Origin of the sequence: Streptomyces sp. NPDC088350 (genome assembly GCF_044753545.1) — a bacterium.
In the GTDB taxonomy this organism is placed as follows: Bacteria; Actinomycetota; Actinomycetes; order Streptomycetales; family Streptomycetaceae; genus Streptomyces.
The window spans coordinates 804,100-830,187 of record NZ_JBIVNL010000004.1; the positions used below are offsets into that span (position 1 = coordinate 804,100).

The following is a 26,088-nucleotide window of genomic DNA, read 5'->3' on the forward strand; positions in this document are numbered from 1 at the left end:
TGCGCGTGGGCGCCCGCGCCGGTCACCGGGGCCGGGCACCGACGACAGGTTGTGGACCCGGTGGTGGCGGGGCGCCCACGCGGTTCTCGGGGGCGGGCGGGCGTCAGGCGCTGCTGCCGGGTGCGGCGCCGGCGGGCTGGCCGGTCCGGGGTGAGCGGGCGATGGAGGTGCCGAACAGTTCGTCCCAGTAGGGGGCGCTGATGCCGAAACCCCGGGTGTCGTCGCGGAAGTGATGGCGCATGTGGTACTCGCGCAGGGTGCGCAGCAGGCGGTTCTTCGGCTTGCCGTGGTGCAGGTAGAGGTGGATCAGGTCGTAGGCGAGGTATCCGACGATGTAGCCGGCTCCGAAGACCAGGGGCACACCGAGCAGGCCGCTGGAGAGGTAGAAGGCGGAGCCGACCATGGGGATGCTCAGCAGGGGGCTGAGGATGGAGCGGCGGGCGTCCTGCGGGTACTCGTGGTGGACACCGTGCAGGAGGTAGTGCAGCTTGGCGCCGAAGCCGCGCTCGGGTTCGTAGTGCAGGACGATCCGGTGGCCCCAGTATTCGGACAGGGTCCAGTAGACGTAGCCGGCGAGTCCCCAGCCGAGGAGGGACCAGCCGCCGCCGCGGCCGACCGAGACGGCGGTGGCGACGACGGCGACGGGGGCGAACATGATGACGGTGGTGGCCGGGCTGACGTGGATGAGCCTGTCCACGACCGGGATGCCGGTCACGGAGGGCGCGTTGCCCCGGCGGACGGCTCCCTTGCCGGAGGAGGCCCGTTTGGTGGGGGTGTTCACAGGCTCGCCTTCCTCGGTCCGATGTGGCCCAGCCGGGCCTCGTAGCCGATGCGGGCCTGGTAGTCGGTGGTGCGCAGCAGCTGATCGGCTTTCAGGAGCCGTCCCATGGCGTCCCGCCAGGGCTGGGGCAGCAGGTACAGGGAGCGGGTGACCGGGTTGGTCCAGCCGGGGACGTAGACGTTGTAGCGGGGGCGGCGGGCGGTGCGGACCACGGCCGCGGCGATGTCCTGGGGGGTGAGCAGCGGGACGAACCGGCCCTTGCTGACGCCCGAGGTCAGTTCGGTCTGGGCGGGGATGGGCAGGATGATCGACAGGTCCACGCCGGAGCCGCGCAGTTCGGCGCGTACCCCTTCGGACAGGCCCACCACGGCGTGCTTGGCGGCCGAGTAGGTGGCGCAGCCGGGCAGACCGATCATGCCGACGGCGGAGACCATGTTGATGATGTGGCCGTGTCCGCGCTCGCGCATCGGTCCCAGCGCGGACTTCATGCCGTTGATGGTGCCGAGCAGGTTGACGTTGATCTGGTGGAGGGTGGCTTCGTCGCTCTCGTTCTCGAAGCGGCTGACCAGCATTTCGCCCGCGTTGTTGACGAAGACGTCGATGGGGCCGAGGTCGGCCTCGACCGCCTTCCAGAACTGTTTGGCGGACGCCGGATCGGTCACGTCCAGCGGGTAGGCGTGGGCGCCGATCTGGTCGGCGACCGTGGCCGCGAAGTCGTGGTCGCGGGAGCCGATGGCGACCTTGGCGCCCTGCTTGATGAATGCCTCGGCGGTGGCGCGGCCGATGCCGCGGCTGCCGCCGGTGATGGCGACGACCTGGTGGGTCAGTTTCCTCGACACGGGTCCTCCTGGATGGGGAGCTGTTGGGGTTCGGGCGGCGGTCAGGCGAGGGCGTGGAAGCGGCGCGAGTACCAGATCAGGGGCTGGCTGTGGGTGTATCCGAGCGCGTGGACGCGGCCGGTGAGGATCGTGTGGTCGCCGCCGGGATAGGTGTCCTGGACCTGGCAGGAGAGCCAGGCCAACGCCCCGTCGAGGATCAGTGACCCGTCGGCCTCGTGGCGGCAGGAGGCCGCGGCGAAGCGCTTGCGCTGGTCGGTGTCGCGGTCGGCGAAGTCCTTGGCGAGGTTCGCCTGGTCCTGGCGCAGCACGTTGACGGCGAAGGTGCCGTGGTCGCGGAGCCGAACCAGGGTGCGGCTGTTGTTGTCGACGCACACCAGGACCAGGGGCGGGTCGAGGGACAGGGAGCAGACGGCGCTGGCCGTCATGCCGGCCGGGCCGTGGATTCCGTCGGTGGTGATGACGCTCACCCCGGCGGGCAGGTGGGCCATGACGTCGCGGAACGCCTGGGCGGACGGCTCGGCGCGGGGTCCGCCGGGAACGGAGGCGGGGGCGGAGCCGGGGAGCGGTGGCAGGGCGATGGGGGTGTGCCAGGTCACGGCCGACCGCCCGCATCGCCGGCACCGGCCGCGACGGGCTCCGGCTCGTGCAGGGTGATGCGGGAACCGAACAGCCCCTGGGCGATCAGCGCCATGGTGTCCAGCAGCGTGCGGGACGCGATGGGGTCGATGAGCGAGGCGAGGCTGGGGATGCCGAGGTCGAAGGCGGCGGCGAAGCGGGCGTGGGTGCCGGGCCCGTCCTGCTGGACGTACCAGCCGCCCTCGAAGGTCTCGAAGTCGCCGTCGAGCTGGGTGAATTCGATGGTGAGCGCGGCCGGGTCGATGCGGTCGCGCTCGGACCAGCACAGCACGCCGTTGCGGAAGTTGGCCGACCAGTGGGAGTCGACGGTGCGGTCGTCGACCTCGGTGACGCGGACCTCGCGGATGGCGTCGGTGTAGCGGGGGTAGGCGGCGAAGTCGCGCAGCAGGGCGAAGACTTCGGGGGCGGCGGTATCGGGCACGTGGACGTCGAGAGTGACCTCGGGCATGTCAGTGGAGTCCCTTCGATAGGGCGGCGGACGCGGCGGTGAAGGCTTCGGAGATCCGGTCCAGGTCGGAGCGGGTGAGCACGGCCGGCGGGGTCAGGCGCACCACGCGGTGCGCGTTGAGGGAGTGGTTGACCAGCAGCCCCGCTTCGAGCAGGTGCAGGACGAGTTCGCCGGCGAGGGCCTCGTCGCGCATCTCGATGCCGATGAGCAGCCCCTTGCCGCGTATGTCGGCGACGGCGTCGCCCAGCGGTGCGAGGGTGTCGCGGACCCGGTCGATGAGGTCGATGCCGAGCAGGTGTGCCTGCTCGACGAGGCCTTCCTCGGCGATGGTGCGTACCGCGGCGTGCGCGGCGGCCATGGCGACGGGGGCGCCGGCGAAGGTGGAGGTGTGCAGGAAGGGGTCGCGGTCGAAGGGCGCGTACGCCTCGGCGGTGGCGACGGCCGCGGCCACCGGGATGACGCCGCCGCTGAGGTTCTTGCCGACCAGCAGGATGTCGGGCCGTACGTCCTCGGTGTCCGCGCCCCACCAGGTGCCGAGCCGGCCGAGGCCGGTCTGGATCTCGTCGAGGACGAAGAAGGCACCGTGCTCGGCGCACAACCGCTGTACCTGGCGCAGGTATCCGGGCGGCGGCAGGACCACTCCGCCCTCGCCCTGTACGGGTTCGATGACGACGCAGGCCGGCGGTCCGCCCGCCAGGGCGGCGGCGAGGGCGGCGGCGTCGCCGTAGGGGACGTGTTCGGCGGCCAGGAGCGGGCGGAAGGGGGCCTGGTAGAGCTCCTTGGCGGTCAGGGCCAGCGCTCCGGTGGTCTTGCCGTGGTAGCCGCCCCGGGCGGAGATCAGCCGGAGCCTGCCCTGGGCGCGGGCGAGTTTGATGGCCGTTTCGGTGGCTTCCGCGCCGGAGTTGACGAAGTGGACGTAGTCCAGTCCGGGCGGGGTGATCGCGGCGAGCGCGGTCGCGGCGCCGGCCGCGACCGGTTCGAGCAGCAGGCGGGAGGCGAGCGGGTGGCGGCGGACCTGGGCGACGACCGCCTCGACGACCCGGGGGTGGCAGTGGCCGAGGAGGAAGACCCCGTAGCCGCCGCAGTCGACGTACTCCCTGCCGTCCGCGGCGAAGACCCGGGCGCCGTAGGAGGCGATCTCCATCACGCCGCCGGTCATGGACGCCAGGCGGGCCCTCCCCCGGCCCAGGTGCTTGCGGTAGGCGTCGAGCACGTCGGCCGACGAGGACTCCTGCGGCGCCGTCCCGGGTACGGTCGGCGCGGTCGCCGGCGTCATGCGGGCACCCCCGCCGGGGCCGTACGCACGGAACCGGCGGTGGCGGTGACCTCGCCGATCCGCTTGGTCTCCGCGAGGTACAGGATCGAGCTGCGCAGCGCCGAGTCCATCCTGGACCGGGTCACCGGCGGCGGCCCGCCCGGCAGTTCGCCGAGCGAGGTGGGGAAGGTGGGCGCGTCCGCGAACAGCGCGGTCATGGCGAGCATGTCGTCGAAGCGGCGCAGCATCCGGTCCGGGAGACCGTCGGCCAGGAAGACCGGGCGGATCAGCCGGTCGACCATGTCGGTGCCGACGAAGCGGGGCATCTTCCGGTTCAGTCCGAGTTCGGCGCAGGTGTCGGCGACCACGTCCATCACCTGTTCGGCGCGGAGCGCCTGCGGTCCGGCGGTCACCCAGACCTCTCCGTCGCGGCGTTCCTCGGCGATCAGTGCGGCGATGGTGCGGGCCACCAGATCCTGCGGGACGAAGTCGATGAGTGAGGTGGCGGGCAGCGGGACGAGCGGCATGAGCCCGCGGAGCAGCATCTGCAGGATGTTGTGCAGTCCCTGGAAGGCGGAGATCTGCCCGGTGCGGGAGTCGCCTATGACGATCGAAGGGCGGATGATCACCGCCGGTATGCCCGAGTCGCGCACGACCTGCTCGCCGGCGCGTTTGGAGTCCAGGTAGTCCTCGGGCCGGGCGGCGGCTTCCCCGGTGTCGCGGCCCAGCCGTGAGCGGGTCAGTTCGTGCCGGGCCACGAACGCGGTGGAGACGTGGTAGAGCGTCGCACCGGCGTCGGCGGCAAACTCGGCGACCGCACGGGTGCCGGCCTCGTTCGTGGCGTGGGTGGCTTCGGGCCCGCGGGTGAAGTCGGTGACGGCGGCGCAGTGCACGACGGCGTCGACCTGGCGGGCCAGGGCCTGGTACGTCTCGCGGTCCAGACCGAGGCCGGGGGCGGTCAGGTCGCCCGTGAGCTGATCGTCGGCGACCGGGCAGGGGCAGTGGTGGACCAGGGCGGTCACGTGGCAGGAGGAGGGGAGCTCGGCCAGCAGGGCGGTGCCGAGGACGCCCGAGGCGCCGGTGAGGAGGACGGTGGGACGGGGAGTGGACACGATGGTGCACCTCGGGGAGTCGGTCGACAGGGATGGCGGTGCGGGCCGCCGCCGGCGGCAGGACGTCGGACAGAGGGGGGCCCACCGACGGCGTGGCCTCGGTCGGGCCCGCCGTGCCGGACGGGGGCAGGTCGTGCGGAGAGGTGTGCCGTCAGGAGGGGATGCGCAGCGGGTTGCCCGCGAAGTACGCGACCAGCGGCTCGGACATCCGGGCACGGGCCGGCGGGTGGAAGGCCAGGGCGCGGCAGGCCGAGTGCAGGTAGGCGATGTCGCCGGAGGAGATGAAGGCCATCCCGCCCAGTGCCTCGACGCACAGCTCCAGTACGCGGCCGATGGCGTCCTGGGCGGCGTAGCGGCAGACCAGGGCCCGGGCCAGCGTCCCCTCGTCGACCGACCCGGCGGCGGCAGCCGCGGCCAGCCCTTCCAGCATCAGGACGACGCCTTCCACGGCGGTGACCGCCTGTGCCCGCGTCGCCGGGGCGATCCGGGTGTTGGCGAGGGTCCGCTCCACCAGGGACGAGGCGGCGCCGAGATAACTGGCGGTCATGAGAGCCTCGAACCACAGGAACCCGACCGTGTTGAGGCGGTCGAGCTCGCCGTCGGCGGTGACGTCGGTACGCACCAGAAGGTCGGCGGGGACCTCCACGTCGGACAGCACGACCTCGTCGCTCTCCGCGCCGCCCAGCACCGGGCTGTTCCAGAACGGCCGCACTTCCAGGCCGGACGCGGTGGCCGGGACGACGGCGACGGCCAGCCGCGGTGTTCCGTCCGCGCCGGGCAGGGCGACGGACGCGGTGAGCAGGTCCATGGACCTGGAGAGGCTGCACGGTTTCTTCGTGCCGGTCAGCCACACCGTGTCCCCGTCGACCCGTGCGGTGATGGAGGGGTTGAGGATGCCCTGGCCGGTGCGGCCCTCGGCGAAGGCGGAGGCGAGCAGCAGGTTGTCCTTGGCGATCGCCGCCAGCAGCATCCACTCCATGCCGTCGCTGTGGGCCGCGGTCTCCACCAGGGAGGCCACCGAGAAGTGGTGCATGGTGGTGGCGACCGCCAGGGACGGGGACCGCGAGCCCACCGCGCGCTGCACACGCACCGCGGTGAGCAGGTCGGCACCCTTGCCGCCGTGTTCGACCGGCACCAGCAGGGCCGGACCGCCGGCTTTGCGAAATTCCTTCAACCCTGGATTGCCCGGTGATTCCCAGGTGTGCAAGGGGGAAGCGGTCAGGGCGTCATCGAGCCCGGGAAGAAGGTTTTCGAGAACTGCACGTTCATGTTCCAGATATATCATTTTCCGCGAGCCCTTACGTCGGTCGGCCAGATCGCCGCAATTTCTGGATGCGGGGCGGCGAGGAGGTTCCCCTTCGCCGCTGCGACGCTCCCCACGCTAATCACCCGTGATGCAACGACGGTTCAAGTGGACTGCAATGGGATGTCAGGTCTTCCCTGCCAGGAATGGCATCCGCGCTGGACATCCCATGAACGGAGGCAATGAGAAGCAACGGCCGTTTCGGGGTGCGGGAAAGAACAGGGGAAACGCCGGAGGAAGCTATGCCGACTTCTCCGCCTCGGCCTTGAGCCGGCCCAGGGTGCGTTCGATGTTGCGCTGGTTGCGGGCGGTGCGGTCGACCACCCCGGTCGCCGCCACGGACACCAGGCACATGGTCCTGCCGCGCATGTCACGGGTGCTCTCGGTGACCCGGCTGCCGCGAGCCGTCGGCACGATGTCGTAACGCCAGGTGGCCACCGGCCTGCCGAACGACGTCACCTCGAAGGCGAGACTCCGGGACGGCACGACCTGCAGCACCGTGGTGGTCGTGCGCCAGCGCCACAGGCCGTTCCGGTTCCAGGCACGGAACGTCGTACCGGGGGCAAGGCCGGCGGGGACGGCCCGGGCGGGAACGCGGGTCTCGACGACGAACCGGTCCCAGCGCGAGAGATCCGTGATGAGGCCGTAGATCGTGGCCGGGCGGGCAGCGATCTCGATGCTGCCCACAATGGTCGGCTGGCGCATGCGGCTCCTTCCGATGCCGATCGCTCTCACTCCTCAATCCGAACGCTCCGGCTCAGGATCAGGTGGGGCCGGCCAGGAGAGGATCGCTCGCTGCCGCGCAGGCCACGCCGGGAACGCGGCCACGGAAGGCACCATTCCATTTCCGGCTCCGTCAGGATGGCGGGAACCGGTACACAGTGGTCGAGTACGACGTTACCGGCCGGGAATACAGCGGATCTGCAGGTGACATTCAAATGAATGACAAGTCTGTGGCACTGTATGTCGTGCCGGGATTCAACTAGGCTCGAATCTCGAATACCGTCCACTCCACTGCGTGGAGTGTGAAATTGGACCCTTCATGGGGGAATCATGCGTGTTCTGCTGGTCGAGGACGACGAGCATGTGGCCGACGCGCTGTGCGCGGCGCTGCGCCAGCAAGGGCACGACATCGTGTCCGCGCCGACGGCGGCCAAAGCGCTGGCCAGCCTGGACGGCTGTGAACTGGTCCTCCTCGACCTGGGTCTGCCGGACCTGGACGGGATCGAGGTGTGCAAGCGGATGCGGGCCAGGACCTCGGTGCCGATCATCGTGCTCACCGCCAGGACCGACGAGATCGACAAGGTGCTGGGCCTCCACGCCGGAGCCGACGACTACGTGGTCAAGCCGTACTCCGTCCACGAGTTGCGGGCGCGGATGGAGGCGGTGACGCGCCGGTCCTGCCGCTGCGGGGTGGGTCCGGGAGACCACGACCCGTCGTGCGGCGCCACCGTCCGGGAGATCGTGACCGCCGGCCCCCTCTCCCTCGATCTCCGCAGCCGGGACGTCACCCTGGACGGCCTGCCGGTCCAACTCACCCGCAAGGAGTTCGAGTTGCTCGCGATGCTGATGGAGCAGCCGGACACCGTCCACACCCGGGAGGCCATCATCTCCCGGGTGTGGGACGAGAACTGGTTCGGCTCGACGCGCACCCTGGACGTCCACATCGGGGCGCTGCGGCAGAAACTCGGATCGTACGAGTGGATCGAGACGACGCGCGGCGTCGGATTCCGCCTCGGCGCCCCTCCTGCCGCTTAGCAGGGCCCCTCTTCGCGCTGTCTCCCCCCCTCCGCCCTGCGATCGCAGGCGCCGGACGGCGCTCGTTCCCCCACGAAGATCCACACGCCAGGCCCCCATAACCACCCCCGTCTGGAGACGTCCTTCGTGCGCCGCCGTCTGCTGATCACGTACCTGACGCTCACCGCGCTGCTCCTGCTGGCCACGGAGATTCCTCTCGGCATCAGCCTGGCCATGAACACCTATCACCATCTGGTGATCCGCCAGGTCTCGGACACCTTCGTGCTCGCCTCCGCCGCCGCGGCCGACGCGGACAATCCGGAGCCCGAACAGGCCTGGGCCGACAGGGCCGACGCCTACGGCCACGACCACGACACCGTGGTCCTCCTGTTCGACACCCACGGAAAGCAGATCCGCAGCACCCGCCCGGGCACCCTGGTGAACGAGGACGAATGGGAGGACGTTCTGGAGAAGGCGCTCGCGGGACGGAGCACGGTCCCGTTGGACTACTCCTTCAACATCAGGGCGCGGCCCCTGTTCGTGGCGGAGCCCATCCTTCAGCACGGGAAACCGGCCGGAGCGGTGGCGACGATCGCCCCCACCTCGTCCCTGCGCTCGGAGGTGACGGAAGACTTCTTACTGCTCCTGGGAGCAGGCCTGCTGGGGCTGTTGGCCTCGGCTCTGGTGGCCATACCCCTCGTTCGGTGGAGCCTCGGTCCGGCCCGGAAGCTGCACGAGACGGTACGGAAGATCGCCCAGGGCCAGTACTCGGTACGCGCTCCGGCTCACCGCGGCCCGGTCGAACTGCGCGACCTGGCCGAAGCCGTCAACGCGATGACGGACCGGCTGGTCTCGGTCCTGGAAGCCCAGCGCAGCTTCGTGGCCGACGCGTCCCACCAGATGCGCAATCCGCTGACCGCCCTTCGGGTACGGGTGGAGGCCCTGGAAGCGGTCGTCACGCAGGAGGGGCGGAAGGACCTGGTGGTGGCCATCACCGAGGCGGACCGCCTCAGCCGGATCCTCGACGAACTCCTCGCCCTGGCCAACGCCTCGGCCGCGGGTTCCGGGACCATCACGGTCGAGGTCCGCTCGGTGGTGGAGTCCCGCGCCCAGGCCTGGAGCGACCGGGCGGAGGAGGCCGACGTCACCATCGCGGTGCAGGGCCGTCCGGTGGCCGCGGTCTGCCTGCCCGGGGCCCTGGACCAGGTGCTGGACGTCCTCCTCGACAACGCCATCAGTTTCTCCCGGCCCGGCGGCCGGGTGACCATCCGGACCCGCTCCGACGACACCTGGGTGTACGTGGAGGTCGAGGACGAGGGCCCCGGTATGACGGGCGGCGACATGGACCGGGCGGCCGACCGCTTCTGGCGCGGACGCCAGCCCGTCGGCAGAAGCGGCTCCGGCCTCGGCCTGGCCATCGCCAAGGCCCTGCTCACCGCCGGCGAAGCCCGGCTCGAACTCGAGGAGGCCGCGCCGCACGGCCTGATCGCGCGGGCGGTCCTGCCCCGGGTCGTGCCGGCGTCGGCGCTGCGCGAGGCCACCGAGGCGGAGCCGAGCACCGCGAAGCCGTAGTGCGTGGTGGCTGCCGGTGCGGCGAAGACGGCCTGGGGGTCCTCAGTCGCCGGCCGGGCTGATGTCAGCGCGACCGGCGACTGAGGACGAACCGGCAACCCGACCGGCGAGCAGCCCCTCCAGCTCGGTGGCCGCCCGGTCCGCGCCACCGGCACTCCGCAGCCGGGTCGCGACCTCCTCGGCCACGGCCTTCTTCGCCACCGCCTCGCGCACCGCGTCACGCAGTCGGCGCGCGTTCAGCCGGCCCGCGGGCAGCCGCGTCCCCGCGCCCGCGATCTGCACCCGCCGCGCGACCTCCAGCTGGTCACGGCCGAAGGGCACGATGCACACCGGGACACCGGCCAGCAGCGACTTCTGGGTGATCCCCATGCCGCCGTGGGACACCACACAGACGGACCGCCGCAGGACCAGGCTGTGCGGCACGAACCGGTGGAGGTGGGCGTTGGGAGGCGCGCGGAAGGTGTCGGGGTCGGTGGAGGCGGTGGTGACGACGACGTCGTAGGGCTCGTCCGCGAGGGCGTCGAGGGCGGTCTGGATGAGTTTCGCGTCGTCCTGGAACACCGTCGAGACCGTCACCAGGACGATCGGCCGTTCGATCGCGGCGAGCCACTCCGGCTCGGTCTCGTCCGCGGCGGGATCCCAGCTGCTGGGCCCGACCATCCTTACGGACGCGGGCAGTTGGGTCCTGGGGTACTCCAGCGGCTCCGCCGTGTAGGACAGGATGAGCGGGGCCGTCATGTAGAGGTCCGGCACATGCTTGACGCGCGGGATGCCCAGGCCGCGCCGCAGCTTGTTGATCGGCGGCAGGGAGACGTCGAACAGCGGGACGGCGCTCTGGCGCAGTATGTCGTCACGCAGCCGGCCCACCCAGCTGGTCGGCGGCTTGAGACCCAGTCCGAACGGCGGCGCGTCCCTGGTGGTCAGCGGCAGCAGGAACGTGGCGATCTGCGCCCAGGGGACCCCGGACGCCTGCGCGGCGGCGGCAGCCCCCCAGCAGTTGTTGTCCAGCGCGATCGCGTCCGGCCGCCACTTCCGTACGGCCTCCTGGAGGTCGGTGACCTCGTAGCTGGCCCGGTCGGAGTACATCGCCACCGAGCGGCGCAGCGCGCCGATGGGAGTGCGGGCCTTCCAGGTGTCGTCCTCGCGGCGCTCGATCGCCGGGTGGATCGCGTCGGCCTCGAATCCCTGCCGGCGCAGGGTCTCCAGGCCCGCTTCCTCGGCGTAGACGACGATGTCGTGGCCGCGCCGCCGCAGTTCGGACAGCGTGGGGATCAGCGGGTAGATGTGTCCGCTTCCGGGGGCGGTGTAGACGAGATAGCGGCTCATGGCGAGGATCCCTCTTCCGGGGGTGGATGGGCTGTGGTGCCGTTCGGGACGTGCTTCTTCAGCGGGCGGGCGCCCGCTCGGCGGGCTGGTCCGCGCCGGGCTGCTCCGGGCCGGATGCCTGGGGCTCGTCGGGGAAGTCGCGTTGCCGCATGAGGACGAAGCCGAGGATCCCGCCGGCGATCGCGACGAACCCGCCGACCCGCATGACGATGTCGAGCCCCGCGATGAAGGCGTCGTTCGCGGTCCTGGCGACGAGGGCGCGCTGGGCGGCCGGCACGGTGCCGGCGACCTCGGTCAGCCTGCCCGCGGAGACCATCCGCGCGAGTTCGCCCGCCTGACGGCCGCTGAACTCGCCGGAGGCGCTGACCGCCGCGGCGAAGTTCTCCTTCGTCTGGCTGTGGGCCACGGAGCCGAGTGCCGCGACGCCCAGTGCGACTCCGCCCTGCTGGAAGGTCTCGCTGATGCCGGAGGACATCCCCGCCCTGCGCAGCGGGACGAGGGCGACGGCGGCAGCGGCACGTACGGGGTTGAACACGCCCGCGCCGAAACCGGCGAGCAGCATGCCGGGCAGCAGATCGGTCCAGGTGGAGTCGGCGTCGAGACTGTCGGTCGCGAGCAGCCCCATGCCCAGGGCGACGCATCCGACCCCGACGAGCAGCCGGGCGGGAATGCGGGTCGAGTAGGTGCCCGCCACGGCCGCCGCGATGAACACCGCGACGGTGAGCGGGAGATAGCGGACCCCGGTGCCGTAGGCGGAGAACCCCAGGACGTACTGCATGTACAGGACCTGGAAGAGGATGGCCACGTTGAGTGCCGCGTTCGCGGCGAGCGTCGCGAGGGACAGTCCGTTGAATGACCGGTTGCGGAACAGGGCCAGGTCGAGCATCGGATCGGGACGTACCCGCTCCACGGCCACGAAGGCGGCCATCAGGACTGCGGCGCCGGCGAACAGACCGAGGATCAGCGGGTGCGTCCACCCCTGCGACTCGCCGCGGATGAGCCCGAAGACGAGCATCGCGAGCGCGGTGGAGAACAGCGCGAGGCCGGGCCAGTCGATCCGCTTGCGCTCGGGGTCGCGGGACTCGGCGGCGCGGGTGACCATGACCAGCGCCACCAGCAGACCGATCGGCACGTTCAGCAGGAAGATCCACCGCCAGCTGACGGCCGTCAGCGCGCCGCCGAGCAACGGCCCGACGGCGACCGCGAGGCCGGTGACGCCTCCGGAGATACCGAAGGCGATGCCGCGCTGCCTGCCGTGGAAGTCGTTGGCGATCAGCGCGGGTGACACCGCGTACATGACGGCGCCGCCGACGCCCTCGACGGCCCGGGCGAGATTGAGCGTCAGCGGGCTGGACGCCACCCCGCACAGCAGCGACGCCACGGTGAAGACGCCCAGGCCGATGACGAAGACGCGCTTGCGGCCGAGTTGGTCGGCCAGGGTCCCGGCGGCCAGCAGGAACACCGCGAGGGTCAACGCGTAGGAGTCGACGACCCATTGGAGGTCGAAGAAGCTCGCGCCCAGGGACTTCTGCATGTCGGGGAGCGCCACGTTGACGACGGTGACGTCGAGCAGCAGCATGAACGTCGCCACCGAGACGGCACCGAGCATCCACCACTTGTGGGGGCGCGCGAACGGTACCGGCCGGTGATCCGGGGGGACAGTCTTGTTGTCGCTGTGGTCGGCCATGTCAGGTGCACTCCGGGGCAGGGACGGCGGGATGTGCGCGTACACCGGCGGTGTCGTCGGCGTCTTCCACGCTAGGGACGCCATCGGCAGCGGCAGCCAAGGGGCGATGCAGCGGAACGTCAAGAAAACGCGGCGGAGGGCGAGTTGGGGGCGGCGGGACCGCTCTGTGCTCCCGCGCGCAACCCCGGGACACGGGCGTTTCTCGCCCTCTGCCCGTGCCCGTGCCCGTGCCCGTGCCCGTGGATGCCATGCTCGTGTGCGGGCATCGACGTCCCGGCCGTGCTGCGGCCGGGCGTCGCCCCTCAAGGGATGTGTCAGGCCGTCGTGGTGACGGCGACCGTGTGATATCCGGAGGCACCGGTCGGGAACGGTTCGCGGGGAACCGCGCTCTGCAGCACTCCGCCCCGCCCCGCGCAGCGGGCCTGGATCGTATGGGGGCCCGGCGGCGGGAAGAGCGGCAGCCGCCAGCGACGCCAGGCCGCGGGGGCGAGTTCGGCGGCGAGTTCGGCGGTCTGCCAGGGGCCGCCGTCGACCCTCACCTCGACCGCCTCGACCCCGTACGGGGGCGCCCAGGCCACTCCGGCCCACACCACCGGGGTGCTGCTCGGCAGGCGGCCTGCGGCCGGTGTGTCGATACGTGCCGTGGGGCGTACCGGTACCGGCTCGCGCGGCCAGCCGCGCGGGAGCCAGTAGTCCTGGTTCGGGTGCTCGGTCAGGCGCAGTTCGGTCAGCCATTTGGCGCCGGTGAACTGCCCGTAGATGCCGGGCACGAACACCCGGGCGGGAAAGCCGTGCGCGGCGCTGAGCGGGTGTCCGGCCATGCCGACGACCACATAGGCGTCCAGCGTGCGCACCAGGTCCAGCGGCAGGGTGCACTCCCACCCGTCGGTGGCGCGGGTCACCAGGAAACCCGCCGCGGCGTGCGGTACGACCTCGTCGATCAGGTCCCGCAGTGGGAGCCCGGTCCAGCGCTGGTTGCCCAGTCGGCCCCAGCCCAGCCGGTTGTGGACGCAGGAAAGCACCGCGTCGAACTCGACCAGGTCCCTGGCGAGCACCTGCGCGTACGACAACCGCAGGGGCGAGGCGCATGCGCCGGTGATGTCCAGTCGCCAGGTGTCCGGGTGGACCAGCGGTGGCCGCATGGCGACATCCGTGACGTAGAAGTCGTGCGGCGGGGTCATCAGCGGGCTGACCCCGGGCCAGGACTCGGCGCCGTCGCGCGCGGGCGGCAGCGGGCGCACCACCTTCAGCTCACCGGCTCCCCTGGCGGTGTCGTGCCGGGACAGCTGCCGCTTCCGGGCCCGGAAGGCCGCCGTCAGTGCGCCGCCGCCCACCAGCGCGAGGGCGGGCGCGCCACGCGGGGGCATGGACAGTGCCAGCAGCATGGCCAGGCCTCCCGCCGCGGCCGTGCCCAGCGCCCGGGCCGGCTGGGGTCCCCCTGCGGCGTCCGACGCGCCCCGCCGCCGCAGGGCGAGGGCCGAGCCCGCCGCACCCGCGGCGGTGACCGCCAGGTCCCTGGGGAGGCTGCGGTCGGCCCGGCCGAGTACCGCACCGGCCCCGACGGCCGTTCCGGCGACCAGTGCCCGGATCGCCGGTTTGTCCGCAGCACGTAAGTACTTGACGGTGCGTTCGACCACGGGCCGGGGGCCGCTGTCCACGACGAGTTTGCCCGCGGCGTCCACCGGTGACCCGGTCTGCCACAGCGCCGCGAGGATTTCGGCCGTTCCCACCCCGAACAGTGCGGCGGCCGCACCGTGCTGCCACGTACCCATCGCCCACTCCTGAACTAGGTGTGTATCGTTATTGCAACACAAGTGTTGCATCCTTGGGGGGTCACGTGGCAAGCACGGCGAACACCGGGAGTCCGGTCCTGGACGAGGCGGTCCTCGCCGCCACCGCCAAGGTCCTGGCCGAGCACGGCTGGCACGACTTCACCCTGGAACGGGTGGCGGAGGCCTCGGGAATCTCCCGGGTGACGCTCTACCGGCGCGGTATCACCAAGGACGTACTGGTCGACGCCCTGGTGGTGGGCGCGGCGCAGGCCTGGCAGGCCGCGATCTGGCCGGCCATGACCTCGCAGGGCAGCGGCGGGGACCGGCTGCTGCGCGCGATGCGCGGCGCCTGCGCGGTGGTGGAGGAACACCTGCGGCTGCTCACGGGACTGTCCACGGTGCCGGACCCGGTCTTCCACTTCGGCGAGAGCGACCGTACGGGCCGCTCCACCCGGGACGTCTACGTGGCCCCGTTCCGTCGGCTGCTCCAGGACGGCCAGGCCGACGGGAGCGTGCAGCCGCACCTCGACGCCGAGGAGACCGCGACGCTGCTGTTCAACGTGATCACCAGGACCTACCTGCACATGCGGGCCGGCCACGCGTGGCCGCCGGAGCGGGCCGCCGACTCCCTGTTGGGCCTGATCACTCCCGGGCTCCTGACCAGCACCGCGGACGCGGACACCGTCACAGCCACAACCACAGCCACAACCACAACCACAACCACCGCCGCGGATCCCACCGCAGAGACCAAGGAGTAGCCATGGCCACCGCAGTCTCCGAACTGGGCCCCCTGCACGACATCGAACTCCCCGAGGGAGTGATCCGCTACCACGAGACCGGCACCGGGCCGCCCATCGTGTTCGTCCACGGCATCATCGCCAACGCCGACGTCTGGCGCGGCGTTGTCGCGCGGTTGAGCGACCGCTACCGGTGCATCACCCCGGACTGGCCGCTGGGCGGGCACACCGCACCCATGCGTCCCGGCACCGATTTCACGCTGTTCGGCCTCGCCGACCTCGTCCAGCGCACCATCACAGCGCTCGGCCTGGAGGCGCCCGCCCTGGTCGGCAACGACACCGGCGGCGCCATCTGCCAGGCCGTGGCCGCGCGCCACCCCGACAGAATCGGGTCCCTGGTCCTCACCCCCTGCGACGCCTTCGACAACTTCCTGCCGCTGCCCATCCGCCACCTGCAGGTGTTCGGCCGCACCCCCGCCGGACTCAAGATCCTCGCCGAGTCGATGCGGCTGCGCACCGTCCAACGGTTACCCATCGCCTTCGGCCTGCTCACCCGCCGCCCCATCCCCGCCGACATCATGGCCAGTTACACCGGCCCGCTCCGCGAACACCCCACCACCCGGCAGGACTTCGCCCGCCTGGTACGGGCCATCTCCACCACCTTCACCAAGGAAGCGGCCGAGGGCCTGCGGACCTTCCCCCACCCCGCCCTCATCGCCTGGGCCCGCCAGAACTTCTTCCCCCTCGCCCACGGCGAGCGGCTCGCAGGCCTCATCCCCGACGCCCGGCTGCGCATCATCGAGGACTCCGGCCCCTTCGTCACCGAGGACCAGCCTGCCGAGACCGCGGCCCTCATCGACGAATTCCTCCTCGGCAAGCAGTCTCAATGACCAGCAGGGGGTAAGCGCATCCATCACCGCCGGGGCGATCAACCCGCGGCAGCCGGTTCGACTGCCGTACGGGGCAGCGCTGCGACGGCGGCGCCCGCCGCGCTCAACACCGGTCACGGGAGCCTGGTCCGAGACGCATTCCCACTGCCGCGGACAGTGTCCGCGGTCACCCGCAGGTCCCGGGCGACCGGGAGCAACAACTCCGGCAGACGAGGGCCGACAGGCACCACCTTGACGCCGTGCCCCGCGGGTACCTACGGCTGCGCGGGCCCGGCCGTGCCGCAGTCGGCCGGGTCCAGGTGCGGGAATCCCGCGACCCTCCCCAAGTCGGCGCTGCGGCACGCGAGTTGAACAGTCTCCCGCAAACGACAGACACTGCTCACGCCAAGCCCACCTGCGGTGTGGAGACACCCCGGACCACTCCCAGAGACACAAACACCACAACACGACGGTTGAGGAGTTCGCGGGGTTCTCGCAGGCGCCGACCGGGCAGCTCAGGTTTCGTCGGCGGTACGAACCGTCCGCCTCCGCTGCTGGTCGTGGGTGGCCGCCCAGGTCGCCAGCAGGCGCAGGCCGTCCTCGGAGGTGCTGCCCGGATCGGCGCCGTAGGCGAGGAGGGTCAGGTCCTCGTCCGCGACGAGTGCCATCGCCTCGAAGGTGAGGTGGAGGGTGCCGATGGCGGGGTGGTGGAGGTGTTTGACGCCGGTGGTGTGGCGGCGGACGTCGTGACGGGCCCAGCGGCTGCGGAAGTCCGTACTGCGGGTGGACAGTTCGCCGATCAGGGCGGTCAGTTCCGGGTCGAAGGGGTTCCGGCCGGCGTGGGCATGCAGCAGGGCCACCGCGTCGTCTGCGGCGTGGTCCCAGTTGTCCCAGAAGTCGTGGGAGCGGGCGTCGAGGTAGATGAGCCGGGCGTGGTTGGGCGGGCGTGTCGTGGTGTCGTGGAGCGGGGCGAACAGGGCCCGGCCGAGCGCGTTGGTCGCCAGGACGTCGGTGCGGCCGTTGATGACGGCCGCCGGGGTGTCGGTCATCGTGTCGAGGAGGCGCTGGACGTTGGGGCGCACGCCCTGCGGAGCCGCCGGTCCGCGGCGGCGGCGCGGGCTTGTTCCTGCGGTGCGGGCCAGGTCGTGGAGGTGGGCACGTTCGGCGTCGTCCAGGCGCAGGGCGCGGGCGAGCGAGTCCAGGACGGCGTCGGACACTCCGGCGAGGTTGCCCCGTTCCAGGCGGGCGTAGTACTCGACGCTGACCCCGGCGAGCTGCGCGGCCTCGGCGCGCCGCAGCCCGGGCACCCGGCGGACGCCGTAGCTGGGCAGCCCGGCCTGGTCGGGGGTGATCCTGGCCCGGCGGGAGGTCAGGAACTCGCGGATCTCGCTGCGGTGGTCCATGGGGTCCATGTCTTCCAGGCTAGGCAGCCGCAAGGGTTGGTGGGGTGCCCTGCCATGACACCTCTCGACGGTGACTCCCTCGTTCGCCGATGCACGGGTTGCATGGTGGTCTGCCCGCTCATCGCACGGTTTCGGACCGGCACCGCGGGCATTCACCTCGATCGGGACAGCGACGGCCACAGGCTGCGCTCCCGCACGGATCAGCGAAGGACATCACCATGCAGCCCCTCACCTTCGACAACGCAGGCATCACCATGGCCGGAAACCTCCACCTCCCGGAAGGCTTCTCCGAGGACCGCTCGTACCCGGCGATCGTCTCCGTCCACCCCGGTGGCGGCGTCAAGGAGCAGACGGCCGGCCTCTACGCCGAGAAGCTCGCCCGCGAAGGCTTCGTCACCCTCGCCTTCGACGCATCTCACCAGGGTGAGAGCGGCGGTCAGCCCCGCCACCTCGAAGACCCCGCCTCCCGGGTCGAGGACGTACGGGCGGCCGTGGACCACCTGTCCACGCTCGGTTACGTCGACGCCGACCGCATCGGTGTACTGGGCATCTGTGCCGGCGCCGGTTACGCCGTCAACGCGACGATGACCGACCGCCGTATCAAGGCCGTCGGCACCATCAGCCCGATCGACATCGGCGCCGCCTACCGCCTGGGCTGGGACGGTACCGAGCCGGTGGCCGCGCAGCTGGCGACCCTCGACGCGGTCGCGGCACAGCGGGCCGCCGGAGCCCGGGGCGTCGATGCCGCGATCGTGCCGTACGTGCCCGAGGAGGTGGACGAGACCACCGTCCCCGACATGGCCGAGGCCCACGACTACTACCGCACTCCCCGCGCCCAGCACCCGAACGCCGACAACCGCATGCTGTTCACCAGCATCGCGAACGTCTACGCCTTCGACGCCTTCCACCAGGTCGAGACGCTGCTCACCCAGCCGCTCCTCATGGTCGCCGGCAGCAAGGCGGGCTCCCTGTGGCAGGCCGAGCAGCTCCTGCCGCGCGTGAACAGCCCCAAGGAGCTGGCCCTCGTCGAAGGCGCCGGACACGTCTCCCTCTACGACGTCCCCGAGTACGTCGACCGGGCGACCGCTCACCTGACGCCGTTCTTCACGAAGTACCTCTGATCCGGATCCCGCGGGGCGACCGGCGCCGAACACCCTCCCCTTGCTCTTCTCGCACGAAGAAGAACTGGACGGGCAGTGCCTTTGTGAACAAATCGGCTGTCCGGCAAAGGTAGTTGGCCCACTCGCGGGCGCCGGCCCAGGCACGGTTCGCGCGTATGTGGCCGACCGCCGGTCGCCCGCTCCCCCGACGTGCGGTCTCGGTTGCTCGGTAACGACACCTCACCGGCCGCGCCACGCACCCGGGAGGCGTGCCGTCAGCCGGTACTCCACTTCTGATTGTCCCCGCCGGTACAGGTCCACAGTTGCAACTGCGTGCCGTTGCCGGTCCCCACGTCTGTGACGTCGACGCACTTGTCGGCCTGGGTGTTGACCAGATCGTGCGCGGCGTTGAGCCGGAACTGCTGGGCCCCGGTGCCGTTGCATGCGACGAGCTGGATCCACGCGCCGTCGTCGCGTGAACCGCCGTTGACGTCCATGCATTTGCCCAGGGCGCGGACGGTCCCGTCCGACGCGAACCGCCATTTCTGCCGGGCGGTGCCTGTGCAGTCCCAGATCTGCAGGCGGGTCTGGTCTGCGGAGCTGCCTCCGGTCACGTCGATACAGCGGCCGGAGGCGTGGCCCCGGATCAGCACGGAACCGGCGGCCGGCGGGGAGACCCCGGGCGAATTCCCGGGCGATGCCGCGCCGTTCTTTGTGTCGCCGTTCGCGGTGGCCGTGGCACCACCGGTGTTCTTGCCGGATGCCGGTGAACTGCCGCTCGGGGTCGGCTGCCCGCTGGGTCGCCGGGTGGCGTTCGTGGGGTCGGCCTCGAGTGGGGAGGACTCACCCGACGGCGAGGCGGAGCCGGACGAGTCGGATGCGCCCTGGTGCCGCGCGCTGCCGAGGGCGGTGTCCGATCCGGTGCCGGCCGCCGCCGGACGCCCCTTGCCGTCGTCCCCGCCTCCCATGAGGAAAAGGGAGCCGATCAGCAGGACGCCGACAAGGGCGACGGCAGCAGACAGCATCTTGCGGCGCCGAACGAGCCGGGGCATGGGTCGGCCCGGGGCGGCTGGGGCACCGGCGCGATGGTCACCCACGTCACCGGTAAGGACACCGGTACGGCCGCCGGGCGCCGGGGTGTCCCGCGCGGTCTCGGTGAGTGCCGCGAACTCGGCCGCCGCCGCGGACATGGGCGGCGGGGGCGCGGACCCGGGGTCGGGCACGTCCCCGGACTCGGAGCCGGCAGCGGGTCCCAGCGCGGCAGCGGCCTCGGCGATCGCCGAGGGCCCCTTCGTCCGGCGCGGCAGAGGCAGCGACGCGGCATCGGGCTGCCCGGTCCGGGCCGTGGCGGCCTCCGCCGTCGGATCCTCGGAGGAGGCCGTCATGGTGTCCTTCCGGTACTGGGGTGGTGGCCTGTGCGGCCGGTACGGCGTCGACTCGTCGAAACACGTCGTCGTCCGTGGTGGCGTCGAGCGGGCGCCGGTGATCGTCGTCCGCACAGCCGAGGGCGATTCTGTCGTGTGCACGTCTCTCTGGCCAAGGCGCGACACGCGGTGTCCGTACTGCGCAGAAGCTATCGGAACTTGGGGCGCGGGCATGCGGCGTCGGCGAGGTCGAGCCCTTCGCGGATACACAGGGCCTCTGTCCCCTCGGCACGCACCACCTCCCAGCGCCCCGCGCTCAGTTGGGGTCGCCGAGCCGGCCCATGGTGTCCCGCCTCGCCCCGGTCTCGGCGGGCTCGATCGCGTCGCGAAGGAACACCGCCGCGCCTTTGGCATCCCCCACCCGACGAGCCTGCTCGGCCTGGCAACAAGTTCGCGAAAGCTGACGAGATCAAGGTCTTCCGGCGAGATGCGCACCGTATGTCCGTCGCCCGTGAAACGGATCTCGGACGGCTCGAGCCTCCGCCGCGGACTGTGCGCGTACAAGGAAACCGGGAGGACGGGCTGCGCAGCGGCGGTCGTCAAGCCCTTGGCGACTCGGCGCGGCGCCGTTACCGGTCCGGTCGCCGGACGCGGTCGAGGACGTCGCGGAGTTGGGCGCGCCCGGTGATGCCGAGCTTGGGGAAGATCTTGTGCAGGTGGAAGCCGATGGTGCGGGGAGACAGGTAGAGCCGGGTACCGATGTCCCGGTTCGTCAGGCCTTCCGCTGCCAGTTCGGCGATGTGCAGTTCCTGCGGTGTGAGGTCGGCCAGGACGTCGTGAACGGCGGGAGGTGCCACGGCCACGCCCGCCGCGCGGAGCTCCGCGGCGGTGCGCTCGGCCCAGGGGCGTGCGTCCAGCCGTTCGAAGATGTCGAGGGCGGTGCCGAGGAGGGGTCGTGCTTCGGCGCTTCGGCGGCGGCGCCGTAGCCACTCGGCGAAGTCGAGGTGGGCGAGGGCGTGTTCGAAGGGCCAGCGGGCGCCGGACGGGTCGCCGATCGCCGCACGGAAGCGGGGCTCCGCGTCGTCGGGATCGCTCAGCAGTGCCGAGGCACGGTGCACGATCGCGGCCAGGCGGGCGGAGCGATGCTGCTCCAGGGTCCTCTCGGCGGCGTGGAGCACGGCGCGGGCGTCGTCCGCCTGTCCGGCGCGGACGGCTGCGGCGGCGAGATCGGCGAGGCAGTAGAGGGAGGCGTGGTAGTGGACGGGGGCCGGGCGGGCGTCCTGGGTGAAGGCGCGGCGGAGTTGGCCGTACGCCGTCTCGTGGTCGCCCTCCGCCAGGGCGGCCAGGGCAAGCGCGTGGCGGTAACGCACGTACAGGCTGCGGGACTTGCGCAGGTCCCGGCCACGGACGGCGTGGTCCACCCGCGCCCGCGCACCCGCGTGATCGCCGCGAGCGGCGCGCAAGGTGGCCTGGAGGAGCGGTGCTCCCACCATGACGTTGTCCGCGCCCGCCTCCGTCGCCATCCCGAGGGCCTCTTCGGCGGCGGCCTGCGCCGCGCTCCAGGCTCCGCTCTCGAAGTGGGCAAGGGCCAGGGCCTGCGCGACGGTGCAGTTGGCGCCGGCCGTGGCGGCCCGGCGCATTTGGTCCATGGCCTGGTCGAGCAGGCGTACGGCCTCGTCGGTCTCGTCCAGGATCCAGGCCGCGCCGCCGAGGGAAACGAGACCGGTGAGGGAACCGTCCGGCAGGGTGTCCACGGCGTGGTGGAGGCTCTTCAGGGTCTGCCGACGGTCCGTGAACGGACGGACGGCGGCCTGCGGCCAGACGCGGTCGGTCTCGTCGGGCTGCCGCGCGATGAGGCCGTTGATCCGCTGGATGTCGTGCCGGTAGCGGGGGTCACCCGAGTTGTACGCCGGGGTCGCCGCGGTTCCCAGGGCGCTCAGGGCGAGGGCCGGTGCGTGGGCGGCCATGGATTCGGCCACGGGGAGCAGGAAGGCCAGGGAGTCGTCGTGCCGCAGCGTGACGGCGAGGGACCAGCCGGCTCGGAGGGAGGCCTCGGCGCGGAGCTGGGGATCGTCGGTGAGACCGTCGACGCGGCCCGCGATCTCCCCCACCCACTGCGGGTGGCCCGCGTACATGGCCGACGTGGCCGCCGCGAGCAGGCGGCGGGCGCGCTCCTGCGGATCGGGGGTGAGTTCGGCGGCGCGTTCTAGGGCGGTCGCCGCGGCCGCGTGGCCGCCGCGGCGCTGGAGACGTTCCGCGCTCTCGGCCAGGGCGCGGGCGGCGTCTTCGTCCGAGCCGAGTGCGGCAGCGGCGCGATGCCAGGCACGGCGGTCGGGTTCGTGCGCGAGCGCGGCGGCGAGGGTGAGGTGGGCCTCGCGGCGTTCGGCGAAGGAGGCGGCCTGGTACACGGCGGAGCGGACCAACGGGTGGCGGAGCCTCACCTGGCCGCCGTCGAGGCGCACCAGCCCCGCCTGCTCGGCGGGTTGCCACACCTCCGGGCCGCCCGCGTCCGCCACGTCCGCGAGTTGCACGGTGCCCGCGGCGGCCACCAGGAGCAGGGCTCGGCGAGTCGCGGGTGGCAGCGTGGGCAGGTCGGCGGCGAACAGGTGCTCCAGGCGCGCGGTGAGGGGCAGCGAACCGGACGGGCCGAGATTGCCGCCGCCCGGATCCCTGGCGAAGGCCCGCGCGAGCTCGATGAGGGCGAGGGGGTTGCCTGCCGCCTGCTCGATGATCTGCGAACGGGCCCGGCCGCGCGGTGGGTACGGCTGCTGGTCCAGCAGGAGCCCGGCCGCTGTCCGGTCCAGCGGACCGGCCGTCAGATGCGGGAAGTCACGGTCGAAGCGCACCGGTACCGCTTCGTCGCGTGCCGCGAGCAGCAGGGCGACGGGTTCCTCGTCGAGCCGCCGGGCGACGAAGGCGAGCACGTCCAGCGAGCCGACGTCCAGCCACTGGGCGTCGTCGACGGCGATCAGCAGCGGTCGTTCCGCCGCCGCGTCGGAGAGCAGCGTCAGCACCGCGCTTCTGATCAGCAGCGGGTCGGGGGTGGGTGATCCGTCGGCCTGATCCATGCCGAACGCGTGGCGCAGGGCGTCGCGTTGGCGCGCGGGAAGCCGGTCGACACCGCTGAGCACGGGACGCAGCAGCTGATGCACCCCGGCGAAGCCGAGGTCCTGCTCCCCCTCGCAGCCCCGTACCCGCAGCACGCGTCGGCCGCGGTCCACGGCCCGCGTGGCGGCCCGGTCGACCAGGGTGCTCTTGCCGACCCCGGGCTCACCGGTCAGCACGAGCACCTTGGGCCCGTCGCCGTCCGCCGCGTCGACCAACCGCGTGATCCGTGCCATCTCGCGATCCCTGCCGAGGATCGCCGTCCCGTGTTCCCGCTCGGCACCGAAGTCACCGACGTCCATGAAGTTCCGTTCTCCCCACCGCTCATGTCCCATCCTGCCAGCCCGCCGCGCATGACCGGTCACCTGACAGAAGCGGTGCCCGTCCCACCCCTGACAGCATCCGGTCTCCGGGCGGGGCACAGTGATCGGGAGTGCGGCAGTGGGTGGGGAAGCGGACGTCGACCGGATCCTGCGGGGCGTGGACGGGTCGCGGTCCCTGCTGGTCCTGGGGGACACCGGTACCGGCAAGACCCGGCTGCTCCGGATCGCCGGGAGGAAGGCCGGGGAGCGCGGGGCCCGCGTCCTGTCGGCGCGTGCCTGCCCCTCGGAGGCGCGGCAGCCGTACGCCTGTCTGCACCAGCTTCTGCTGCCGGTGGCGGACGAGTTCGGCGCCCTCCCGGATCCTCAACAGCGGGCCTTGCACAGCCTCTTCGCGCCGGCGGCGGACGGCGTGCCGCCGGAGAGAAGGGTCCTGTCCATCGCGGTTCTGACGCTGTTGGCCCGTCTCGCGCGGACCGGTCCCCTCCTGGTGACCGTCGACGACCTCCAGGAGTGCGACCGCGACTCCCTGGCCGTTCTGTCCTTCGTGACACGACGACTCACCGACCCGTCCGTCACCGTGCTGTTCGCGGCACATGGCGAGGCTCCCCCTCCGGGCGTCCCCTCGGGCCTCGCCGTACGGTCTCTCGGCCCCCTGTCCCCGCGGGCGGCGGCCCGGCTGCTGGACGCGCAGCCGGGTGCGCCCGTCGGACGGGCCAGGCTGGAGCTGCTCCGGCGGGCGGAGGGCAATCCGCTGGCGATCATCGAGTTCAGTGGTGCCGGGGAGCGGAGCCGGGCCATCCAGCAGATGTTCGCGGCGCGGCTGGACGCGCTGCCGGAAGGAACACGGCGCGCCCTGCTGTACGCGGCGGCCTCGCTGCCGCAGGACGAACTCAGCACCGTCATGGCCGCGTTGGGCTCCGACGACCTGAAGGTGTGGGTCCCGGCGGAGGCGGCCGGGCTGATCACGGTCGTCGAGGGGCGACTGGCCTTCGGCAATCCGCTGACGCGTACGGCGGCCTACCACCGGCAGCCCGCGCAGCTGCGCCGGCGGGCCCACCAGGATCTGGCGGCCGTGTCCGCCCACGGCCCCTCGCACCTGGCCGCGGCAGCCGTCGGTCCGGACGAGTCCGTGGCGGCGGCACTGGAAGCGGATTCCGTGCGGGGCGACCGCTTCACCGCGGCCCGCATGCTGGAGCAGGCCGCGCTCCTCAGTCCTCTCGACCACGACCGCGCCCGCCGTCTCGCCACGGCACTCACCGCCGCGAGCGACGTCGGCGACCCGGCGTGGATGCGCGAGTTGTACGCGGCGTCGGGCCGGGTGAACCGGGATCCGGAGCCGACGGCTGCCGCGGCCTGCGCCATGAGCGGGGCGCTGTCGTTGCAGTCGTTCCAGCGAGAGGCGTTCGACCTCCTGCTGGAGACGGCACGGCGCACGCCGGAGAGCGACACCACGACGGCCTTCGCCCTGGCGGCCGTCGCGACGGGTGTCGCCCGCCAGTCCGGACTCCCGCAGCACTGGCGGCAGTTGGGATCCCTCGTCGGCCGGGTGTCCGAGGACGGCGGGCGGCACACGGACGTACTCGCCTCCCTGCAGGCCCTCGCCGCGACCACGACCGGTCTGAGCCGGCCCGCCCGGCTGCTCACGACCGCCTCGCTCGCCCATCACACCGACGAGTCGGACCTGTGCGCGGAGCAGTTCCGGCAGGCGGGCGAGCGCCTGCGCGCGCAAGGTGCCCTGGGTCCCCTCGCCTGGACCGTCGCGGACCAGGTGGACACGCTCCTGGATCTCGGACGCTGGGCGGAGGCCGAGTCCCTGATCGAGGAGGGGCTCTCGTACGCCGCCGTCCATCGGTGGACCCGCGTCGAGATGGATCTCGAAGCCCTGGGTACGACCCTGCGCGCGCTGCGCGGCGAGAGTGTGCCGGGCGCGCGGTTCACCGGCTCGAACTGGCGCTCCGTCAGTCTGCACGAGAACCGCGCCACACATGCCCGGATGCTGCGGGCCCGCGGTCTGACGGCCATGGTCCTGGGGGACGGAGACGGCGCCTTCCGGCACCTGCGGACGCTGTTCGCGGACGACGGCGATCCCCTCGACCCCTTCCTCTCGCCCCGCTGCGTCGCCGAACTGGCCGTCGCCGCCCATCGCACGGGCCGACGGCGGGAGGCGGCGCACGTCCTCGCGCGGGTCCGGCGAAGCCAGGGCGCCCGGCCGACGACCCGGATGACGCTGCTCCTGCACCACGCGGCGGCGCTGGTCGACGAGGACGCGGACCCCGAGCACCACTTCCAGCTGGCCGTGGTCAATCCGGAGGCTGCCCGCTGGCCCCTGGAACGGGCCCGGGCCCGTCTGGACTACGCGATCTGGCTGCGCAGACGCAGGAGGCCGCTGGAGGCCCGCGCCCAGCTGACCGTCGTACGGGAAGCGGCCACCGGGCTCGGCGCGCGGCACCTTGCCGAGTCGGCCCGCGGCGAGCTGCGGGCGAGCGGAGTCGCCGAGGCGCCCGCATCGGCGGATCCGCTGGGCGAACTGACCGCCCAGCAACGGCAGATCGTACGGTTGGCCGCGGACGGTCTGTCGAACCGGGAGATCGGCGAGCAGTTGTTCCTGTCGCCGCGCACCGTGGGTTCGCACCTCTACAACGTCTATCCCAAGCTCGGTATCAGCAGCCGCCACCAGTTGCGCGATCTCCTGATGTGCGAGAAGTGACCGACCGAGAGG

Annotated in this window: 20 protein-coding genes; 6 read left to right on the forward strand and 14 right to left on the reverse strand. The window is 72.0% G+C overall.

Annotation, left to right across the window (positions count from 1 at the left end; all coding sequences use genetic code 11):
• Positions 1–103: 103 nt before the first annotated feature.
• The 8 genes from ACIQBL_RS17515 to ACIQBL_RS17550 form a co-directional block, all read right to left on the reverse strand.
• Positions 104–781 (reverse strand): sterol desaturase family protein, encoded by a 678-nt coding sequence (locus ACIQBL_RS17515; protein ID WP_401942331.1) that lies wholly within the window; start codon positions 779–781, stop codon positions 104–106.
• On the reverse strand, positions 778–1,620 hold the full coding sequence (locus ACIQBL_RS17520; RefSeq protein WP_401942334.1) for an SDR family oxidoreductase: 843 nt from the start codon (positions 1,618–1,620) through the stop codon (positions 778–780). Before ACIQBL_RS17520 ends, ACIQBL_RS17515 begins: the two co-directional genes overlap by 4 nt.
• Before the next feature lie 41 nt (positions 1,621–1,661).
• Positions 1,662–2,216: a flavin reductase family protein gene (locus ACIQBL_RS17525; protein WP_401942337.1), complete on the reverse strand. Its 555-nt coding sequence runs from the start codon at positions 2,214–2,216 to the stop codon at positions 1,662–1,664.
• Positions 2,213–2,704: a type II toxin-antitoxin system RatA family toxin gene (locus ACIQBL_RS17530; RefSeq protein ID WP_401942339.1), complete on the reverse strand. Its 492-nt coding sequence runs from the start codon at positions 2,702–2,704 to the stop codon at positions 2,213–2,215. Before ACIQBL_RS17530 ends, ACIQBL_RS17525 begins: the two co-directional genes overlap by 4 nt.
• Position 2,705: 1 nt before the next feature.
• On the reverse strand, positions 2,706–3,980 hold the full coding sequence (locus tag ACIQBL_RS17535; protein ID WP_401942342.1) for an aspartate aminotransferase family protein: 1,275 nt from the start codon (positions 3,978–3,980) through the stop codon (positions 2,706–2,708).
• Positions 3,977–5,071: an SDR family oxidoreductase gene (locus ACIQBL_RS17540; protein ID WP_401942345.1), complete on the reverse strand. Its 1,095-nt coding sequence runs from the start codon at positions 5,069–5,071 to the stop codon at positions 3,977–3,979. Before ACIQBL_RS17540 ends, ACIQBL_RS17535 begins: the two co-directional genes overlap by 4 nt.
• 151 nt (positions 5,072–5,222) lie before the next feature.
• Entirely contained in the window at positions 5,223–6,245 is a 1,023-nt protein-coding gene (locus tag ACIQBL_RS17545) for an acyl-CoA dehydrogenase (RefSeq protein ID WP_401942349.1), read from the reverse strand.
• Positions 6,246–6,614: 369 nt separating this feature from the next.
• Positions 6,615–7,079 (reverse strand): SRPBCC family protein, encoded by a 465-nt coding sequence (locus tag ACIQBL_RS17550; RefSeq protein ID WP_401942352.1) that lies wholly within the window; start codon positions 7,077–7,079, stop codon positions 6,615–6,617.
• Between the two features lie 348 nt (positions 7,080–7,427).
• On the opposite strand from ACIQBL_RS17550, the gene ACIQBL_RS17555 reads away from it, so the two are divergent.
• Positions 7,428–8,132, forward strand: a complete 705-nt coding sequence (locus ACIQBL_RS17555) for a response regulator transcription factor (RefSeq protein ID WP_401942354.1) — start codon at positions 7,428–7,430, stop codon at positions 8,130–8,132.
• Positions 8,133–8,258: 126 nt separating this feature from the next.
• A complete protein-coding gene (locus tag ACIQBL_RS17560; protein ID WP_401942357.1) occupies positions 8,259–9,683 on the forward strand; it encodes a sensor histidine kinase in 1,425 nt (474 codons plus the stop codon).
• A gap of 42 nt (positions 9,684–9,725) precedes the next feature.
• Here the strand turns inward: ACIQBL_RS17560 and ACIQBL_RS17565 are convergent, their stop codons facing one another.
• From ACIQBL_RS17565 to ACIQBL_RS17575, 3 genes are all read right to left on the reverse strand, one after another.
• Positions 9,726–11,009 carry a glycosyltransferase gene (locus ACIQBL_RS17565; RefSeq protein ID WP_401942359.1) on the reverse strand — a complete coding sequence of 428 codons (1,284 nt, stop codon included), beginning with the start codon at positions 11,007–11,009 and terminating at the stop codon, positions 9,726–9,728.
• Positions 11,010–11,067: 58 nt separating this feature from the next.
• Positions 11,068–12,696: an MFS transporter gene (locus ACIQBL_RS17570; protein ID WP_401942362.1), complete on the reverse strand. Its 1,629-nt coding sequence runs from the start codon at positions 12,694–12,696 to the stop codon at positions 11,068–11,070.
• Between the two features lie 314 nt (positions 12,697–13,010).
• On the reverse strand, positions 13,011–14,468 hold the full coding sequence (locus ACIQBL_RS17575; RefSeq protein ID WP_401942364.1) for a molybdopterin-dependent oxidoreductase: 1,458 nt from the start codon (positions 14,466–14,468) through the stop codon (positions 13,011–13,013).
• A 65-nt stretch (positions 14,469–14,533) separates the two neighbouring features.
• Here ACIQBL_RS17575 and ACIQBL_RS17580 point away from each other — a divergent pair, with 65 nt between their 5' ends.
• Together ACIQBL_RS17580 and ACIQBL_RS17585 are read left to right on the forward strand one after the other, a co-directional pair.
• The gene (locus ACIQBL_RS17580) at positions 14,534–15,226 is read left to right on the forward strand and encodes a TetR/AcrR family transcriptional regulator (protein ID WP_401942367.1); all 693 of its coding nucleotides are present in this window, start codon (positions 14,534–14,536) and stop codon (positions 15,224–15,226) included.
• 2 nt (positions 15,227–15,228) lie between these two features.
• On the forward strand, positions 15,229–16,095 hold the full coding sequence (locus tag ACIQBL_RS17585; protein WP_401942369.1) for an alpha/beta fold hydrolase: 867 nt from the start codon (positions 15,229–15,231) through the stop codon (positions 16,093–16,095).
• Positions 16,096–16,589: 494 nt separating this feature from the next.
• On the opposite strand, the gene ACIQBL_RS17590 is transcribed toward ACIQBL_RS17585, so the two are convergent.
• A complete protein-coding gene (locus tag ACIQBL_RS17590) occupies positions 16,590–17,486 on the reverse strand; it encodes a helix-turn-helix transcriptional regulator (RefSeq protein WP_401942372.1) in 897 nt (298 codons plus the stop codon).
• Between the two features lie 209 nt (positions 17,487–17,695).
• On the opposite strand from ACIQBL_RS17590, the gene ACIQBL_RS17595 reads away from it, so the two are divergent.
• Entirely contained in the window at positions 17,696–18,598 is a 903-nt protein-coding gene (locus tag ACIQBL_RS17595) for an alpha/beta hydrolase (protein WP_401942375.1), read from the forward strand.
• 254 nt (positions 18,599–18,852) lie between these two features.
• On the opposite strand, the gene ACIQBL_RS17600 is transcribed toward ACIQBL_RS17595, so the two are convergent.
• Both ACIQBL_RS17600 and ACIQBL_RS17605 read right to left on the reverse strand, forming a co-directional pair.
• Positions 18,853–20,103, reverse strand: coding sequence for a ricin-type beta-trefoil lectin domain protein (locus tag ACIQBL_RS17600; RefSeq protein WP_401942378.1), 1,251 nt, complete (start codon positions 20,101–20,103; stop codon positions 18,853–18,855).
• A gap of 467 nt (positions 20,104–20,570) precedes the next feature.
• Positions 20,571–23,348 (reverse strand): AAA family ATPase, encoded by a 2,778-nt coding sequence (locus tag ACIQBL_RS17605; RefSeq protein ID WP_401942381.1) that lies wholly within the window; start codon positions 23,346–23,348, stop codon positions 20,571–20,573.
• 139 nt (positions 23,349–23,487) lie between these two features.
• Between ACIQBL_RS17605 and ACIQBL_RS17610 the strand changes: the two genes are divergently transcribed.
• Complete coding sequence (locus ACIQBL_RS17610; protein ID WP_401942384.1) at positions 23,488–26,076, forward strand: AAA family ATPase; 2,589 nt, start codon at positions 23,488–23,490, stop codon at positions 26,074–26,076.
• Positions 26,077–26,088: the final 12 nt, after the last annotated feature.

Coding starts and splice junctions, on each gene's coding strand:
- ACIQBL_RS17530 (WP_401942339.1), bottom strand. CDS start 2,704: ATGCCCGAGGTCACTCTCGACGTCCACGTGCCCGATACCGCCGCCCCC.
- ACIQBL_RS17535 (WP_401942342.1), bottom strand. CDS start 3,980: ATGACGCCGGCGACCGCGCCGACCGTACCCGGGACGGCGCCGCAGGAG.
- ACIQBL_RS17550 (WP_401942352.1), bottom strand. CDS start 7,079: ATGCGCCAGCCGACCATTGTGGGCAGCATCGAGATCGCTGCCCGCCCG.
- ACIQBL_RS17555 (WP_401942354.1), top strand. CDS start 7,428: ATGCGTGTTCTGCTGGTCGAGGACGACGAGCATGTGGCCGACGCGCTG.
- ACIQBL_RS17565 (WP_401942359.1), bottom strand. CDS start 11,009: ATGAGCCGCTATCTCGTCTACACCGCCCCCGGAAGCGGACACATCTAC.
- ACIQBL_RS17570 (WP_401942362.1), bottom strand. CDS start 12,696: ATGGCCGACCACAGCGACAACAAGACTGTCCCCCCGGATCACCGGCCG.
- ACIQBL_RS17575 (WP_401942364.1), bottom strand. CDS start 14,468: ATGGGTACGTGGCAGCACGGTGCGGCCGCCGCACTGTTCGGGGTGGGA.
- ACIQBL_RS17585 (WP_401942369.1), top strand. CDS start 15,229: ATGGCCACCGCAGTCTCCGAACTGGGCCCCCTGCACGACATCGAACTC.
- ACIQBL_RS17590 (WP_401942372.1), bottom strand. CDS start 17,486: ATGGACCCCATGGACCACCGCAGCGAGATCCGCGAGTTCCTGACCTCC.
- ACIQBL_RS17595 (WP_401942375.1), top strand. CDS start 17,696: ATGCAGCCCCTCACCTTCGACAACGCAGGCATCACCATGGCCGGAAAC.
- ACIQBL_RS17605 (WP_401942381.1), bottom strand. CDS start 23,348: ATGGACGTCGGTGACTTCGGTGCCGAGCGGGAACACGGGACGGCGATC.